This is a genomic window from Bacillus methanolicus (genome assembly GCF_028888695.1).
GTDB lineage: Bacteria > Bacillota > Bacilli > Bacillales > Cytobacillaceae > Bacillus_Z > Bacillus_Z methanolicus_B.
The window spans coordinates 1982528-1998316 of record NZ_PNFF01000001.1 but is presented as its reverse complement, the minus strand read 5'-3'; the positions used below and the strand labels follow the sequence as shown (position 1 = coordinate 1998316).

The 15789-nt window shown below is 38.5% G+C and carries 18 protein-coding genes and 1 pseudogene; 15 read left to right on the top strand and 4 right to left on the bottom strand.

Annotation, left to right across the window (positions count from 1 at the left end; genetic code table 11):
• Positions 1 to 51: 51 nt before the first annotated feature.
• On the top strand, positions 52 to 843 hold the full coding sequence (locus C0966_RS10075) for a phosphatidylserine decarboxylase (RefSeq protein ID WP_274855306.1): 792 nt from the start codon (positions 52 to 54) through the stop codon (positions 841 to 843).
• A gap of 79 nt (positions 844 to 922) precedes the next feature.
• On the opposite strand, the gene C0966_RS10070 is transcribed toward C0966_RS10075, so the two are convergent.
• On the bottom strand, positions 923 to 1063 hold the full coding sequence (locus C0966_RS10070; protein WP_004435887.1) for a sporulation histidine kinase inhibitor Sda: 141 nt from the start codon (positions 1061 to 1063) through the stop codon (positions 923 to 925).
• Between the two features lie 438 nt (positions 1064 to 1501).
• Here C0966_RS10070 and C0966_RS10065 point away from each other — a divergent pair, with 438 nt between their 5' ends.
• The 8 genes from C0966_RS10065 to C0966_RS10030 all read left to right on the top strand — a co-directional run bounded on the left by C0966_RS10065 (position 1502) and on the right by C0966_RS10030 (position 6616).
• Positions 1502 to 2017 (top strand): YqeG family HAD IIIA-type phosphatase, encoded by a 516-nt coding sequence (locus tag C0966_RS10065; protein ID WP_274855304.1) that lies wholly within the window; start codon positions 1502 to 1504, stop codon positions 2015 to 2017.
• Between the two features lie 3 nt (positions 2018 to 2020).
• A complete protein-coding gene (gene yqeH / locus C0966_RS10060) occupies positions 2021 to 3127 on the top strand; it encodes a ribosome biogenesis GTPase YqeH (RefSeq protein ID WP_274855303.1) in 1107 nt (368 codons plus the stop codon).
• 28 nt (positions 3128 to 3155) lie between these two features.
• Positions 3156 to 3989: a shikimate dehydrogenase gene (gene aroE / locus C0966_RS10055; protein WP_274855302.1), complete on the top strand. Its 834-nt coding sequence runs from the start codon at positions 3156 to 3158 to the stop codon at positions 3987 to 3989.
• Between the two features lie 5 nt (positions 3990 to 3994).
• Positions 3995 to 4285, top strand: coding sequence for a ribosome assembly RNA-binding protein YhbY (yhbY, locus tag C0966_RS10050; protein ID WP_274855300.1), 291 nt, complete (start codon positions 3995 to 3997; stop codon positions 4283 to 4285).
• Positions 4286 to 4386: 101 nt separating this feature from the next.
• On the top strand, positions 4387 to 4953 hold the full coding sequence (locus C0966_RS10045; RefSeq protein WP_274855299.1) for a nicotinate-nucleotide adenylyltransferase: 567 nt from the start codon (positions 4387 to 4389) through the stop codon (positions 4951 to 4953).
• Positions 4943 to 5509: a bis(5'-nucleosyl)-tetraphosphatase (symmetrical) YqeK gene (gene yqeK / locus C0966_RS10040; RefSeq protein WP_274855298.1), complete on the top strand. Its 567-nt coding sequence runs from the start codon at positions 4943 to 4945 to the stop codon at positions 5507 to 5509. Before C0966_RS10045 ends, yqeK begins: the two co-directional genes overlap by 11 nt.
• A gap of 4 nt (positions 5510 to 5513) precedes the next feature.
• Positions 5514 to 5870, top strand: a complete 357-nt coding sequence (rsfS, locus tag C0966_RS10035) for a ribosome silencing factor (protein WP_274855296.1) — start codon at positions 5514 to 5516, stop codon at positions 5868 to 5870.
• Positions 5867 to 6616 (top strand): class I SAM-dependent DNA methyltransferase, encoded by a 750-nt coding sequence (locus tag C0966_RS10030; RefSeq protein WP_274855295.1) that lies wholly within the window; start codon positions 5867 to 5869, stop codon positions 6614 to 6616. Before rsfS ends, C0966_RS10030 begins: the two co-directional genes overlap by 4 nt.
• Positions 6617 to 6724: 108 nt before the next feature.
• Here the strand turns inward: C0966_RS10030 and comER are convergent, their stop codons facing one another.
• The gene (comER, locus tag C0966_RS10025; RefSeq protein WP_274855293.1) at positions 6725 to 7561 is read right to left on the bottom strand and encodes a late competence protein ComER; all 837 of its coding nucleotides are present in this window, start codon (positions 7559 to 7561) and stop codon (positions 6725 to 6727) included.
• 87 nt (positions 7562 to 7648) lie between these two features.
• On the opposite strand from comER, the gene C0966_RS10020 reads away from it, so the two are divergent.
• The 3 genes and pseudogenes from C0966_RS10020 to C0966_RS10010 all read left to right on the top strand — a co-directional run bounded on the left by C0966_RS10020 (position 7649) and on the right by C0966_RS10010 (position 11178).
• Entirely contained in the window at positions 7649 to 8266 is a 618-nt protein-coding gene (locus C0966_RS10020; protein ID WP_274855291.1) for a helix-hairpin-helix domain-containing protein, read from the top strand.
• Positions 8267 to 8401: 135 nt separating this feature from the next.
• Positions 8402 to 8860: pseudogene (locus C0966_RS10015) on the top strand (ComE operon protein 2); the annotation flags it as partial.
• Positions 8861 to 8865: 5 nt separating this feature from the next.
• Positions 8866 to 11178 (top strand): DNA internalization-related competence protein ComEC/Rec2, encoded by a 2313-nt coding sequence (locus C0966_RS10010; protein WP_274855290.1) that lies wholly within the window; start codon positions 8866 to 8868, stop codon positions 11176 to 11178.
• Positions 11179 to 11339: 161 nt separating this feature from the next.
• Here the strand turns inward: C0966_RS10010 and C0966_RS10005 are convergent, their stop codons facing one another.
• A complete protein-coding gene (locus C0966_RS10005) occupies positions 11340 to 11474 on the bottom strand; it encodes a YqzM family protein (RefSeq protein WP_274855289.1) in 135 nt (44 codons plus the stop codon).
• 354 nt (positions 11475 to 11828) lie between these two features.
• On the opposite strand from C0966_RS10005, the gene holA reads away from it, so the two are divergent.
• Positions 11829 to 12860, top strand: a complete 1032-nt coding sequence (gene holA / locus C0966_RS10000) for a DNA polymerase III subunit delta (protein WP_274855287.1) — start codon at positions 11829 to 11831, stop codon at positions 12858 to 12860.
• A gap of 37 nt (positions 12861 to 12897) precedes the next feature.
• Here the strand turns inward: holA and rpsT are convergent, their stop codons facing one another.
• Positions 12898 to 13164 (bottom strand): 30S ribosomal protein S20, encoded by a 267-nt coding sequence (rpsT, locus tag C0966_RS09995; protein WP_274855286.1) that lies wholly within the window; start codon positions 13162 to 13164, stop codon positions 12898 to 12900.
• A 212-nt stretch (positions 13165 to 13376) separates the two neighbouring features.
• On the opposite strand from rpsT, the gene gpr reads away from it, so the two are divergent.
• Both gpr and spoIIP read left to right on the top strand, forming a co-directional pair.
• The gene (gene gpr, locus C0966_RS09990) at positions 13377 to 14501 is read left to right on the top strand and encodes a GPR endopeptidase (RefSeq protein WP_274855285.1); all 1125 of its coding nucleotides are present in this window, start codon (positions 13377 to 13379) and stop codon (positions 14499 to 14501) included.
• Positions 14502 to 14569: 68 nt separating this feature from the next.
• The gene (spoIIP, locus tag C0966_RS09985) at positions 14570 to 15778 is read left to right on the top strand and encodes a stage II sporulation protein P (protein ID WP_274855284.1); all 1209 of its coding nucleotides are present in this window, start codon (positions 14570 to 14572) and stop codon (positions 15776 to 15778) included.
• Positions 15779 to 15789 lie beyond the last annotated feature (11 nt).

Genomic DNA, 15789 nt, shown 5'->3' with positions numbered 1-15789 from the left:
TTTTATGACTGTACGTAAAGAGTATTTCAACACAAGTTGGAGGTAATCTTGTTGATTTCAAGAATTTATCGTTTGTTTATTGAGCTTACAAACGGAAGATGGACGTCAAACCTTCTAAAAAAATTTGCAGGCTCAAAGGCTAGCCGCTTTATCATTCCATCGTTTGCCAGAGTTTATCAAATAAATTTGCAAGAAATTGAAAAAGCGTTGAAAGAATATCCGACACTGCATGATTTCTTTATCCGTAAATTAAAAGAAGGGAGCCGGCACATTGATCCCGATCATTTGTCAATTGCAAGCCCGGTTGATGCCGTAATCGAAGATATCGGCAATATTTCTCCAGAAAAAATGATTGAAGTGAAGGGAAAGATCTACTCTATTTCTGAGATGCTGGGGAGTAACGGTTCATTAAGCAAATACGTCGATGGCATTTATATGATTTTTTATTTAAGCCCGAGTCATTATCATCGCATTCACAGTCCGGTAACAGGGAAAATAACGAATCAATGGACACTCGGAAACAAATCTTATCCTGTAAATGCACTTGGTTTAAAATATGGAAAGGCTCCATTATCTAAAAACTTCCGTAAGGTTACAGAAATTGAGCATGATGCAGGATTAATGGCACTGGTTAAAGTTGGAGCTATGTTTGTAAATTCGATTGAAGCCATTCACAATAAGGATTATTTAACAAAAGGAGAAGAAATGGCTTACTTCTCATTTGGCTCAACGGTCGTTTTATTGTTTGAAAAAGACTCTGTCGAAATATTGCCATCGATCAAGCCGCCATTTCATATTAAAGTTGGGGAGAAGATCGGATATTTAAAGAAAGCTAGTGAATGAAATGGCGCAAAATAATAACTTATTCACCATTTTTTTGTATTGGTTGGAGAGCAAAAGAAAAAGCCCGCAATTGGGCTATTTATGATGACACTTTAATTTTGTGAGACAATGAACGCCGTTTAATTTCTTTTTCAATGAGGCGAATAAAATCTTGGCTAAGGTTTAACTCAAGTGCTTTGTAGTATGATTCAATTAGTAATTCGTCCGACAGTCTGTGCATGTCAGCCATTCACCTCCAATTTAAAATAGCAGGTTCTAAACGAATTTGAAACACATATATTGGTAAGTTACATGTTGTATCCTTACTCTATCAAATTAATACATCTAGAACAACCGTTCTCTTATCCACAGTATGTAGTGGATAACCTGTGATTAAGTTGTTTATAAATTGGAAAATAGTATACAATTCAATGTGTAAAATGTGCATAAGGTTATCCACAAGTGTTGAAATAAACATAAGTTTGTCGAAAAATATTTATTTTCTAGTTCCATGTACCTATTTTTTAGGGAATGTTGCCGAAAATATCCCTATAAAAAATTGTTTTTAACAAACAAACGGGAAATGCTTATATTCATTTTGAAACTGCCGATTAAATTGGTTATGATGATAACGGTATGATTGATAGCATGAGATAAATAGTAATGAGGTGCAGTGATTTTGTTAAAGCATTTTTTGCCTGATCAGCATGTAAAAAGTATTTTTGAAATTACACCAGAGAGCTTAAAAGAAAAAGGAGTGAAGGGAATTATTACAGACCTTGACAACACACTTGTTGAATGGGACCGCCCTAATGCAACTCCTAAACTGATTGAATGGTTTGATCAGATGAGAAAAAATGATATTTTAGTGACGATTGTTTCGAATAATAATGAGAAACGGGTAAAATCGTTTGCTGATCCATTGAATATTCCGTTTATTTATAAGGCGAGAAAACCTATGGGCAGGGCCTTCGAAAAAGCGTTATCGCAAATGGGGCTGAGGAAGGAAGAAACCGTTGTCATTGGAGATCAATTGCTTACCGATGTATTAGGAGGCAACTGGAGCGGTTTCCACACGATTTTAGTCGTTCCGGTAGCATCAACTGACGGATTTTTAACACGGTTTAACAGAAAAGTTGAAAGAGGAATTCTCAGCTGGTTCAGAAAAAAAGGCATGATAACATGGGAGGATTAATTTGTGAGTGACGAAAAGTATTTATGCATCGGCTGCGGGGTAACGATCCAAACGGAAGACCCGCAAGAATTGGGATATGCACCGAAATCAGCATTAGAAAAAGACCAGGTAATCTGCCAGCGCTGCTTCCGCTTAAAGCATTATAATGAAATTCAGGATGTCAATCTGACTGATGATGATTTTCTAAAAATATTAAATGAGATTGGAAAAAGCGATGCATTAATCGTAAAAATTGTAGACATATTTGATTTTAATGGAAGCTGGCTCCCCGGATTGCACCGTTTTGCAGGAGGAAATAAAATCTTGCTCGTTGGCAATAAAGTAGATTTGCTTCCGAAATCTGTAAAACACAATAAACTAATTCATTGGATGAAACAAGAAGCGAGGGAGCTCGGTTTAAAACCTGAAGAAGTTTTTCTTGTCAGTGCAGCGAAAGGACATTTTATAAAAGAAACGGCTGCAGCCATAGATGAATACAGGCAAGGGAAAAATGTATATGTTGTCGGCTGTACAAACGTCGGCAAATCGACTTTTATTAATCGAATCATTAAAGAAGTCAGCGGCGAAGGAGACATTATTACAACTTCCCATTTTCCGGGAACGACGCTTGATATTATTAAAATACCATTAGATGATGATAAATTTTTAATGGACACGCCCGGAATTATTAATCATCACCAAATGGCCCATTATGTTGATAAACGTGACTTAAAAATCATTACGCCAAAGAAAGAGATTAAACCAAAAGTTTATCAATTAAACGAAGGTCAAACATTGTTCTTCGGCGGTTTGGCACGTTTTGATTATTTAACAGGAGGCAGGCGGTCATTTACATGCTATCTTTCGAACGAGCTTTTGATTCATCGCACCAAATTAGAGAACGCTTCTGAATTGTACAACAACCATGTAGGTGAAATGCTTTCTCCGCCTCGTAAAGAACAAATAGATTCGTTTCCAAAACTTGTACGCCATGAATTTGTGATTAAGGAAGGAAAAACAGATATTGTCTTTTCGGGACTAGGCTGGGTAACCGTCAATGAACCGGGAGCGAAAGTAGCTGCCTACGTTCCAAAAGGTGTACATGTTATGCTAAGAAAGTCGCTTATTTAATCAAAGTTTGAATGGGAGGAGAAGGGCTGTGAAGAAATTATTTGGGGTTATAGGGGATCCGATTTCCCATTCGATGTCTCCTTTGATGCACAATGATTTATTTAAGGTTTACGGAATTGATGCCCATTACCACCCTTTCCATGTTAAAAGGGGAGATCTTGAAGCAGCTGTTAAAGGATTAAAGGCGATTAACTGTTCAGGATTTAATGTAACCGTTCCTCATAAAACGGAAATCATGGCTTTTTTGGATGAGATTGATCCTCTGGCAGAAGCCATTGGAGCTGTGAATACGGTCGTTAATAAAGATGGCAGGCTGATTGGATTTAATACAGACGGCCGTGGTTTTTTAGAAGGGCTTAAACGAAATTTTGCCGTTTTGGAAAGTACGAGAGTCCTTATCATTGGTGCGGGCGGAGCCGCAAAAGCGATTTACTATTCGATGGCACATGCAGGTGTAAAGCATATTGATTTTTGTAATCGAACAGCCGAAAAAGCAGCACAGCTTATAGAAGCATGTCCATTTTCCGTTCAATCGAACATATATCCGAGGGAAGAAGCCGAAAAAAGGTTGAGCAATTATCATCTCATTATCCAAACAACCTCGGTAGGGATGTCACCGAATATGGATGCCTCTCCATTGAACCTTGAAAATCTGGGTACTGGCGCTTTTGTAAGTGATATTATCTATAATCCGCTTGAAACTGCCATTTTGAGAGATGCTAAGCGAAGAGGAGCAGGCACTCAAAACGGCTTGGATATGTTCGTGTTTCAGGGAGCGTTTGCTTTTGAAAAATGGACAGGCATTTTTCCCGATACAGAAAGAATGAAACAAATTGTATTGAAACATCTGGGAGGAAAATGAAAATAATGTTAACAGGAAAACAAAAGAGATATTTACGATCTGAAGCACATCATCTGAATCCTATTTTTCAAGTAGGAAAAGGCGGAGTAAATGAAAACATGATCAAACAAGTTTCCGATGCTCTTGAAGCAAGGGAATTAATGAAAATAAGTGTCCTGCAAAATTGTGAGGATGATAAGAATACGGTTGCGAATCAGCTTTCAGAGGGAACAGGTGCAGACATCGTACAAATCATTGGAAATACGATTATTCTGTACAAGGAATCTAAAGAAAATAAACAAATTCAATTGCCATAAAGTGAAACTTCCTTCAGTGGGGTTCTTTTATTCCCATGAACTTGAATGGCGATATCATACCGCCCGTTAAAGCGGGATAAAGCGAAAGAGGAGGAGCTCCTTTGAAAAAGATCGGCATTCTGGGAGGAACATTCGACCCGCCTCATTATGGACATCTTCTGATTGCAAATGAAGTATTGGAATCGTTACAGCTTCATGAAGTTTGGTTCATGCCAAATCAAGAACCCCCTCATAAAAAGAAATCATCGATTGGAAATGACGATCGCATAAACATGCTTGAATTGGCAATAGACGGCAACCCGAATTTTAGAATTGAGCCAATTGAATTAGAACGAAACGGCCCGTCATATACGTATGACACAATGAAGCAGTTAACGGAAATTTATCCTGATTATTCTTTTTATTTTATTATCGGAGCAGATATGATTGAATATTTGCCAAAATGGCATAAAATAAACGAACTTCTGCAGCTTGTGGAATTTGTCGGAGTAAAAAGACCGGCATATAGTGATGTTACCCATTTCCGTATTCATAAAGTGGATGTTCCTGAAATAGAAATATCATCAAGTATGATCAGGGAACGGAGAAAAGAAGGTAGATCAATCCGATATTATTTGCCTGAATCAGTTAGAAAATATATAGAGGAGAATAAGCTATATGAATCTTGATACTGCTTTAAAGCTAGTTAAGGAACAGTTGACAGAACACCGTTATCGGCATACTTTAGGCGTAGTGGAAACTGCGCTTGCTCTTGCTGAACAATATGGGGCAGATAAAAATAAGGCAGAGCTTGCGGCTGCATTTCATGATTATGCTAAATTTCGCCCGATAGATGAAATGCGGGAAATTATTATCAATCAGGGCATGCCACAAGATCTCTTAGATTATAATACCGAACTATGGCACGCACCCGTTGGCGCCTTTTTAGTCGAAAAAGAAGCCGGTGTAACTGATGTTGAAATACTTGATGCGATTCGTTACCATACATCAGGAAGGCCGAAAATGACCTTGCTTGATAAAATCATTTATCTCGCTGATTATATTGAACCCGGCAGAAATTTTCCGGGGGTAGAAGAAGTAAGGATACTTGCGAAGGAAGATCTGAATAAAGCGTTAATCCAATCAATTCAAAATACAATCATTTTCTTATTGAAAAAAAATCAGCCAATTTATCCTGATACTTTTTTAACATACAATAGCCTTGTAACAATTAAGGAGGATTGATTGAATGAATGAACGCCAAATATTATTGACCGCAGTGAAAGCGGCTGATGATAAAAAAGCAGAAGATATTGTTGTTTTAAATATGAAAGGAATTTCTATCGTTGCTGATTATTTCATTATTTGCCACGGAAATTCAGATAAACAGGTTCAGGCGATCGCACGTGAAATGAAGGAAAAAGTAGAGGAAGCAGGATATATTGTCAGAAGAATGGAAGGTTTTGATGAAGCCAAATGGGTGCTAGTTGACCTTGGTGATGTAGTCGCCCATATTTTTCACCGGGATGAACGAAGCTATTACAATCTGGAACGCCTATGGGGTGATGCCCCGATCGAGAATATTCAAAGCGAGCTAAGTCAATGAGTTACGAAAGATTTGCTTACTTGTATGATAATTTAATGAAGGATGCTCCATATGACAAATGGGTGGAGATCGTCCTTGCCAAATTAAAACAGTACAAAGTTGAAGGAAAAGAACTGCTGGATCTAGCCTGTGGAACAGGTGAACTTTCCGTTCGCCTCTCCAAGGCAGGATTTCGTGTAACCGGAGTCGATTTGTCCTCTGATATGCTGACGGTAGCACGGGCAAAAGCAGATGAAAACGGGCAGTTAATTCGGTTTTTCCAGCAAAGTATGGCTGAACTGGAGGGGCTTGGCCAATTTGATGCCGTTTGTATTTTTTGTGATTCTTTAAACTACTTGGAAACAGAAGAAGATGTCATGAATACTTTCAAAAGTGTTTCACATCATCTGAAAAAAGGCGGGTTATTGCTCTTTGATGTTCATTCCATCTATAAAATGAATCAAATATTTTTGAATGAAACATTCGCCCTCGTTGAAGATGACATCTCTTACATATGGCAATGCTATAAAGGAAACTATCCTAACAGCATTGAACACGATCTCGTTTTCTTCGTATTGGATGAAGATACCGGTCAATATGACCGCTTTGAAGAACTTCATGTCCAGAGAACGTTTTCTGTTCATGAGTATGAAAATTGGCTGAAAGAAGCCGGGTTTGAGATTCTGGACATCTTTGCTGATTTTTATGATAGCCAACCTAGCGACAATTCAGAAAGAATCTTTTTTATTGCAAGAAAGAATGATTAAATAAAAAAGCCACCTGCAAAATAATATGTGGTGGCTTTTCGTTTTTTCCAACAGCTTCAATATTAAAGTTTTTGGTGAATCATGTAATTTAGGAAGGAATTTTGTCTTTTATGCCGAATTTATTTGGTTAGGAAATTGCCGGTTTATTTTTTCCAAATCTTCCTCAAATTTTACATGTGTCGCTTGGAACAAGTGTTCAAAAACTTCTCCCAGCTCGTTCTCTAAAATCTTAATTCCTTCACCAGTAATACCGCCTTTTACACACACCTTCTCTTGTAATGTTTGCAAAGAATAATGTCTTTTCTTTAATAATTCTCCTAAACCGACCAGCATTTCGCTGGCGAGTTTTACTGCTGTTTCTTCCGGGATTTCGGTTTCCTTTACAGCTGCCGAAATGAATCGGCGGGTAAGGTAGCTGAAAAATGCCGGCCCGCAGCTTACGATATCTGATGCGACCCTTGTTATTTCATTCTCAATTTCCACCGGTTCTGAAAAAGTTGAAAATAAATGATATAGTTGTCTTTTCCATTTTTCATCACAATGTTTTCCGAAGGTTATTAAAATGACTCCTGCCAGGGCTCTGTTTGTAATGCTTGGTATTGCCCTTGCAACAGAGCATGGCACAACCCTTTCCAATTGTTCCGTGCTGATTGGGCTGGTGATCGAAATCACACATTTGTCAGGAGATAGTACCGGCAATATATCCTCAAGCACCCCGTAAACATCATGTGGTTTAACACATATAAAAACAGCATCTGATTGTTTTGCAACCTCGAATGCACTGTTTTTTACAATAATTTCTTCATAAGCTGCTTTAATTTCTATCGCTTTGGACAATGTTCTATTTGTGATAATCAGTGATGAAGGAGAAACGGCTTTTCCATCAAGCATTGCTTCTGCCAAAATTCTCCCCATATTTCCAGTTCCGATGATCCCGATTTTCATTGTTCCATCCCTCCATCTTGAGCGGACTCTCATATAACAATATGAAATAAATTTAAAAATATGACTTTAGGAAAGGATTGATTACAAGTGAAGGAATGGTTAAAAGAATATAAGATGTATGTCATCTTAGGGTCAGCTGCTTTTCTTTTCGGTGTGTTTTATTGGATGGCCCCTTTAGAAAACAGTAAAACTCTGCAGGAAGACGAAGCGGAATGGTCCATGGCAGATCAAGAGGAACCACAAAAGGAAGAAGTTGCAGGTACAACTCAAAAAATCATTATGGCAGATATTAAAGGAGCTGTTAAAACTCCAGGGGTATATAAGGCTGAAGAGGGAGAGCGAGTTATTGATCTAATTGACAAGGCAGGGGGATTAACGAGTGATGCGGATGCTTCAAAAGTGAACTTTTCAATGCGCATCGCTGATGAAATGGTTATCTATATACCAAAAATAGGTGAAGAAGCGGAAGGCTTTTCTGGGAACTCAACCATCGCCACCGGCGGGGAGAGCCCTCTCGTTAATATCAATAGTGCGGACTCAAGCGAACTTGAAACATTGCCGGGAATCGGACCCGCTAAATCAGCAGCAATTATTGAATACCGGGAAAAAAACGGCCCGTTTAAAACAATCGAAGATCTAAAAAATATAAGCGGAATCGGTGAAAAGACTTTTGAAAAATTAAAAAATTTGATTACGGTCAATTAGTTGCGCTCTGTCTATCTTCAGTGTTTGTCGGTGTTAATCGGGGTGCTTGCGCTTATTGACGCTTTTTCCTTATTCAGATTAAACTGATGGAGTACATGTCCAAAATATCTTTTGCTCATGGGGGAGGATTTCTAAATGGAACGTATTTCCTGGAACCAATATTTCATGGCACAGAGCCATTTGCTTGCATTAAGAAGCACATGCACCCGTCTTGCGGTCGGTGCAACAATTGTGAGAGATAAAAGAATTATCGCGGGAGGTTACAATGGTTCGATTGCCGGCGGGGAACATTGTATTGACGAAGGTTGCTATGTCATAGACAACCACTGTGTGAGAACCATTCATGCGGAAATGAATGCTTTGCTTCAATGTGCAAAGTTTGGTGTTCCTACTTCGGGAGCGGAAATCTATGTTACACATTTTCCGTGTCTTCAATGCTGCAAGGCTATTATTCAGGCAGGGATTAAAACAGTGTATTATGCAAAGGATTATAAAAACCATCCGTACGCAATTGAGCTTTTTGAAAAAGCAAAGGTAAACGTAATACAAGTGGACAATTTAGATATTTCGATTGATTTTTATAAGAAGGAAAAAGAAACATGAACGGAAAAGTTATCTACTTTGTCATTGCTTCAATGCTCGGAGTACTTTGTGCATTGGAAAATAAGAGTTTATTTATTCTCTTGTTTGCTGTTTATGTCTTATTTCTTATTAAAGGAAAATCTTATTCAAAATCCAAAATTTCTTTAATTTTTGCGGTTTTTTTCATGTTCTTTCTTTCTGCAAAAGGATCTTCCATGTACATGAAAACTACTTTTTCAGGTGATGAAACAAATTTTCAACTTTATTTCAATAACGAATTGAATGTAGATGGCGACTTGATGAAGACTTATGCGGCTGATCAAAAAACCGGTGAAGAGTTTGCTGTAAGGTATAAAGTGTCGTCAAAAGGTGAGAAAGAAGCCTTGCCCGGTTTTCTCCTTGGCAAACAATGTATGGCAGCCGGCCGGCTTGAGGAACCGGTCTTACCGCGAAATAAAAATGCATTTGACTACCGAAAGTATTTAAATCGGGAAGGAATCCACTGGGTTTTAAAAATAGATGCTATACATTTTCAAACGTGCAAGCCTCAATCTTCCTTTCTCATTCCCCTCCGAATTCTGCGGCAAAAAGGAATTTCGTACATTGAACATTTCTTTCCGGACAATGCAGCACAAGTTTCTGCTGCGTTAATTTTTGGCGAGAGAAATTTATATGAACCGGAAATACTCGAAACATATGAAAAAATTGGCATAGTCCACCTATTGGCAATTTCAGGCCTCCAGGTCAGTCTTTTGTCAGGCATGATTTTCCTTATCGGATTACGGGTCGGCATAACAAAGGAAAGGATGCAAAATGCTCTCCTCGTTGTTTTGCCTGTGTATAGTATTATAACGGGTGCTTCTCCTTCTGTCATACGTGCCGTCATCATGACGATGCTGGTGCTTATCAGCTTTAAATTAACATTCAATCACAGGTTCTCTCCGCTTGATGCAGTAAGCCTCGCCTTGATGGGCTACCTATTACTTAATCCATTCATCATTTACGATGTCGGGTTCCAACTTTCATTTACAGTCAGCTATTGCTTAATTGTATCTGCATCTTCTATTTTGCCGCGCTTCAAAAGCCATATTTTGGCGCTTCTGGCAACCACATTTATTTCCCAACTTTCTTCACTCCCGATCGTCCTCTTTCATTTTTATGAAATCTCGATTATATCATTGCTGGCAAACCTCCTTTTTGTTCCTTTATATACCTTTGTTTTCACCCCTGCTGCTTTGCTGGCATTAATCGTCCATTTTATTTCTCTGAAACTGGCAGCACCCCTTTTAAATTTTTTCGATGCGCTTGTTACATATTCAAATGGGATTGCAGACAAACTGTCAAAACTGCCGTATGCAACTGTAACATTAGGCCGGCCGAGTCTGATTGTTCTTTTGCTGTATGTGCTAACAATATTATTATTTTTCTATTTATGGGAAAAAAGGGGAGTTTTCTTGAGGATTGTTTGGATTCTTGCTTTTCCATTGATTATTCATGGAACGATTAACTATTTTTCGCCGAGTGGAGAGGTGACTTTTATTGATGTCGGGCAAGGAGATAGTATATTCATTAGGCTGCCTCGCGGGCAAGGAACATTCTTAATTGACACAGGAGGAACTGTACGGTTTGAAAAAGAGAAATGGCAGGAAAGAAAAAAAGCTTTTGAAGTAGGAAAAGATATCGTTGTTCCTTTTTTAAAAAGCAAAGGAATCACAACGATTGACAAGTTGATTCTTACCCATGGAGACCAAGATCATATCGGGGGGGCACCTTCATTACTTGAAGAGATGAAAGTAAAAGAAATTTTGCTTCCTTTAACTCCGGAGAAATCCGAACTGGAAAGGAAAATCATTAAAATGGCAGAAGAAAAAAACATACCAGTAAAGTTTGCAAAAGGAAAAGAAGGATGGAAAAGCGGGAACAGTTTATTTCAAATTCTTCTTCCTGTTGAAAATCAATCGTTAGACAGAAATAATGGATCAATTGTTTTATTAGCAAAAATAGGCGGGTTGAAATGGCTGTTTACAGGCGACCTTGAAAAAGAAGGAGAAGAAGTACTGGTAAAGAACTACAAACATGTTGCGATAGACGTTTTAAAAGTTGGTCATCATGGCAGCAAATCGTCAACTTCCGAAGAACTGCTGAAGCATTTTACACCTAAAGCAGCGGTCATTTCTGCAGGCGAAAAAAATAGGTTTGGCCACCCTCACGAAGAAGTCATGAATCGATTAGAGGAGCATCAAATAAAAATTTTTCGAACAGATCAACAAGGCGCCGTAACGTATTCATTTCAGGGTAATCGCGGAACCTTTTCAGTTGTTCTTCCATAGTATGTATTATTACTCGAACCATTTTGCTCCTTACACATGGTAGACACAAATTCGAATTCAAATTGCGTAAAGAAATGTAAAATGAAAAGAGACTGCATGAAACAATGCAGTCTCCGGGGATGAAGCGCCGATGTGGAATTTCTTTATGTAGCCGTACGAAATTAAGAACCGATTACTTTGATGACTGTTGCGATAATAAACATCGTTGTAAAAAATCCGAAAGAAACAATAAAACCTACAGCTGAATCAACGGCATCATTACCCGTATATTGGACGTTCTTTTCAAATTCGTTCACAGTCTACCCCTCCTATTTCCTTTTTAGTATAAGCGATATGCAGAAAAAAATCTAGCGTTCTCCGCCTTCTTTTCCTTTAATGACAAGAGTTGTCACAAATAGTTTACATTCAAAAGGCAAAAATAATTAGTACTTAAGGTGTACCGCCGTCATATGAGTATCCTAGGCCTCATTTAGCGGCGTTCAATATAGATCGGGAATTGGCAAAGCGAGAGAATGCCAATTCCCTTTGCATTTGTGGAAAAAAGATTAGCGGAAGCTTTTCGAGGAGCATTCCGCATTGGTTCTTGCCAAAACGTCCTTGCTTCTTTACGATAAATGTTAGTGAAAATGAATGGAACGGAGCGAAGGACATTGGTGTTGGAAGTATGGAAGAAAATTAAGAAAAGGCAGATTTCACCATTATATTTATTATATGGCCCAGAATCATTTCTTATTAATGAAACGAAGCAGCTTTTATTGTCCCATGTTCTGGAAGAAGAAGAAAAGGAATTTAATTTTTCATCCTATGATCTTGAGGAAACATCGATTGAAACAGCCATCGAAGATGCTGAAACCTTCCCGTTTATGGGGGAAAAAAGGCTGATCATTCTTAATAACCCGGTTTTTTTAACATCAGAAAAAACAAAAGAAAAGGTTGAGCATAACCTTTCAAAGCTGGAGGCTTATTTGCAGGAACCAGCTCCTTATTCAGTAGTCGTCTTTTCCGCCCCGTATGAAAAGCTGGATGAACGGAAAAAAATCGTCAAAGAGCTAAAAAGAAAAGCAGTAACCCTTGAAGCAAAAAAACTCAATGAAAAGGAATTAAAATATTGGATAAGGGAGAGAGCCGCCCTTAACGGAGTCGAAATTGACGACGATGCCGTTGACGTCATCCTTTCACTTGCCGGGACAAATTTGTTTATGCTTACAAGTGAAATAGACAAGCTAGCTTTATATGTAGAAGATCGGAAAAGAATCGATGTTTCGATCGTCGAAAAGCTTGTAGCAAGGTCATTAGAACAAAATATTTTCACACTCGTGGATAAAGTCGTCCATCGTAAGATCGACGAGGCGCTCAAGATTTATTATGATCTTTTAAAACAAAATGAAGAGCCAATCAAAATTTTATCGATTATTTCTGGACAATTCCGTCTGATTTACCAGGTTAAAGAACTGGCAAGGCGAGGCTACGGGCAGCAACAAATCGCCGGTTTTCTTAAAATTCATCCTTTCCGTGTTAAGTTGGCGGCCGGACAAGCAAAGCTTTTTACTGACCATGAGCTAAGCATTATCATTCAACAGCTGGCAGAAGCCGATTATAAGATGAAAACGGGCGGCATGGATAAAGAATTATTAATTGAACTCATTCTATTCCGCTTGCATGACCATGCCAAATGGAAATAGAAAAACGACCCGATATGGGTCGTTTTTTAATGCCAACTTAAGCATTTAATGAGTTTAATTTTTTCATCAAACGAGATTTTTTGCGGGCAGCAGCTTTTTTATGGATAAGACCCTTAGCAGCTGCTTTGTCCAGCCTTTTCGCAGCATCTACTAAAAATTCTTTTGCAGATGTTACATCATTATTAACGATTGCAGCTTCAACTTTTTTCACGGCAGTACGCATAGAAGATTTGATTGCAGTGTTGTGAGCATTTCTAGCTTCACTTATTTTCACACGCTTAATGGCAGATTTAATGTTTGGCATTTCGTTCACCTCCTAAAAAAGCATCGAGACTATATTAACTCGACTTTCACATTCATTAGCAATTGTTGAGAACAAAAGATATTCTATCAAACGCCTGTCAATAATGCAATACTTCTTATGAATTTGCATTATTACAATCGTGCTGAATGAATGTTTTTGAAAAAGAAAGGAAAAGATAGGAATTAGTTTAAAACTCGAAAGTGGGGATCTGCATGAAAGAATCGCTTGATTTAAGTAAATATTCCGTCCGTACAGACCTGGCAATAGAAGCGCGGGAAATGGCATTAACTGAACGAAATGCCAGTTTGAATCAACAAGAAAATATTTCCAATATCGATGGTGTCATGATTAAGGAGAAAGAGGAAGACGGCATAAAACTTTCTCTTGTTCAAATTACGGAAGATGGGGAAAAAACAATTGGCAAAAAACCGGGCAGGTATTTGACGATAGAAGTTGTTGGGATTAGGCAGAAAGATACCGAACTGCAAAAAAAAGTATCAGATGTTTTTTCCCGAGAGTTTGCACATTTTTTAAAAGAAACCGGTATCTCTGAAGGTGCATCCTGTCTTGTTGTCGGACTTGGTAACTGGAATGTCACGCCTGATGCTCTCGGACCGCTTGTATGTGAAAACTTGCTTGTTACAAGGCACCTCTTTGAACTTCAGCCGGAAAATGTTGAAGAAGGATATCGTTCAGTAAGTGCGGTATCACCAGGAGTAATGGGACTAACGGGAATTGAAACGAGCGACATTATTTACGGAGTAGTTGAAAAGACGAATCCTGATTTTGTTATTGCAATTGATGCCCTTGCATCGAGGTCAATTGAAAGGGTCAATTCAACGATCCAAATTTCAGATACAGGAATCCATCCAGGTTCAGGTGTAGGAAATAAACGGAAAGAATTAAGCAAGGAAACATTGGGTGTGCCTGTCATTGCCATCGGGGTTCCTACCGTTGTTGATGCGGTATCAATTACAAGTGATACAATTGACTTTATATTAAAGCATTTTGGGCGGGAATTAAAAGAAGGAAACAGACCGTCCCGATCTCTTGCCCCGGCAGGTATGACGTTTGGGGAAAAGAGAAAATTGACGGAAGAGGATTTGCCTGAGGAACATCAGAGAAAGACGTTTCTCGGTATCGTCGGAACGCTTCCCGACGAAGAAAAACGCAAGCTTATTCACGAGGTTTTATCGCCGCTCGGCCACAATTTAATGGTTACGCCTAAAGAAGTAGATGTATTTATTGAGGATATGGCAAATTTATTGGCTACCGGATTAAATTCCGCTCTTCATAAGAATGTGAATGAAGAAAACAGAGGTTTTTATACGAGATAAGAAAAATGCATGTTCTATCTTTTCTAGCAAAGTCATATGTTTTACTAGACTTGCCGGGAGGTGGAACAATGAAACAGATCAGACAGGCAGGGATCGTGGTCTCAGTGAAAGGGACAACCTTGCTGAAAGCAGCAGCATCCATTCTATTATTTATGTTTATGTCTTTTTCCATTAGCGGTGTTTTGACATCGCTGAAACCTGAGTACCGAATTTCTTCATCGTCCGTAAATAATGCGGCAACAAATATTACAGGAGAATTTCTTTATCGGTTGCTAGGTTGGGAAAACCATTATTTTTTGCAAGGACTGCCCGAAAATGCAAGTTCTATAAAGCTTTCAAGTGCACTTTTCAAACTGTCAACAAATATTAGCCTCGATGATCCAAGAAGTCTGCTTGGAAGGGAGCTGCCGGGCTTTTCTATATTTGACAGTAAAATTCTTGTGGCAGGGGAAGGGACAAACTATACAAATATGCCAATTGAATCTTCTCCGCCAATTGAAGTATTAAAAGCCGAAAGGGAAGCTGCATTGCAAAATACAGAAGGTTTAGATGAATCTACAAGCAAAGGGAAAGGGGCCGCACCTCCGATTAATACAGGAAACAGAAAAGTTGTCTATATTTATTTCTCTCATAATCGAGAATCCTTTCTCCCGTATTTAAAGGGAGTAACGGATGCGGATATGGCTTACCATTCAAAAATTAATATAACGAAAGTTGGCGAAAAACTGCAGGCAGAATTAGAATCTAAAGGCATAGGAACGAAAGTAGAAAAAGCGGATATTCAAGGGAATTTAAATAAGAAGGGCTGGTCATATGCTCAGTCCTATCAGGAGTCAAGACAAGTTGTCCAGGCTGCCTTGGCGGGGAACCGCGATCTAACTTATTTAATTGATATTCACAGAGATTCTCGGAGAAAAAAGTACACGACAATTGATATCAATGGGAAATCATATGCAAAGATTGCATTTGTAATAGGTGCGGAAAATCCGAACTATGATAAAAATCTTAAACTGGCAAATGAGCTTCACAAATTGCTTGATGAAAAATACGGCAAAGGCTTAAGCCGCGGAATTATTGAATTAAAAGGAGCACGGACGAACGGGAAATTCAATCAAGATTTATCCGAAAATGCAATTTTAATTGAATTCGGCGGGATAGATAATACGTTCGAGGAATTGAACCGTTCGGCAGAAGCTTTGGCAGATGTATTTAGTGAATACTATTGGCAAGCTGAGCGAGTAAATAAACCTGCCAGTGAACCGGCTGAAAAGAATTAGTAAAAGGTGAT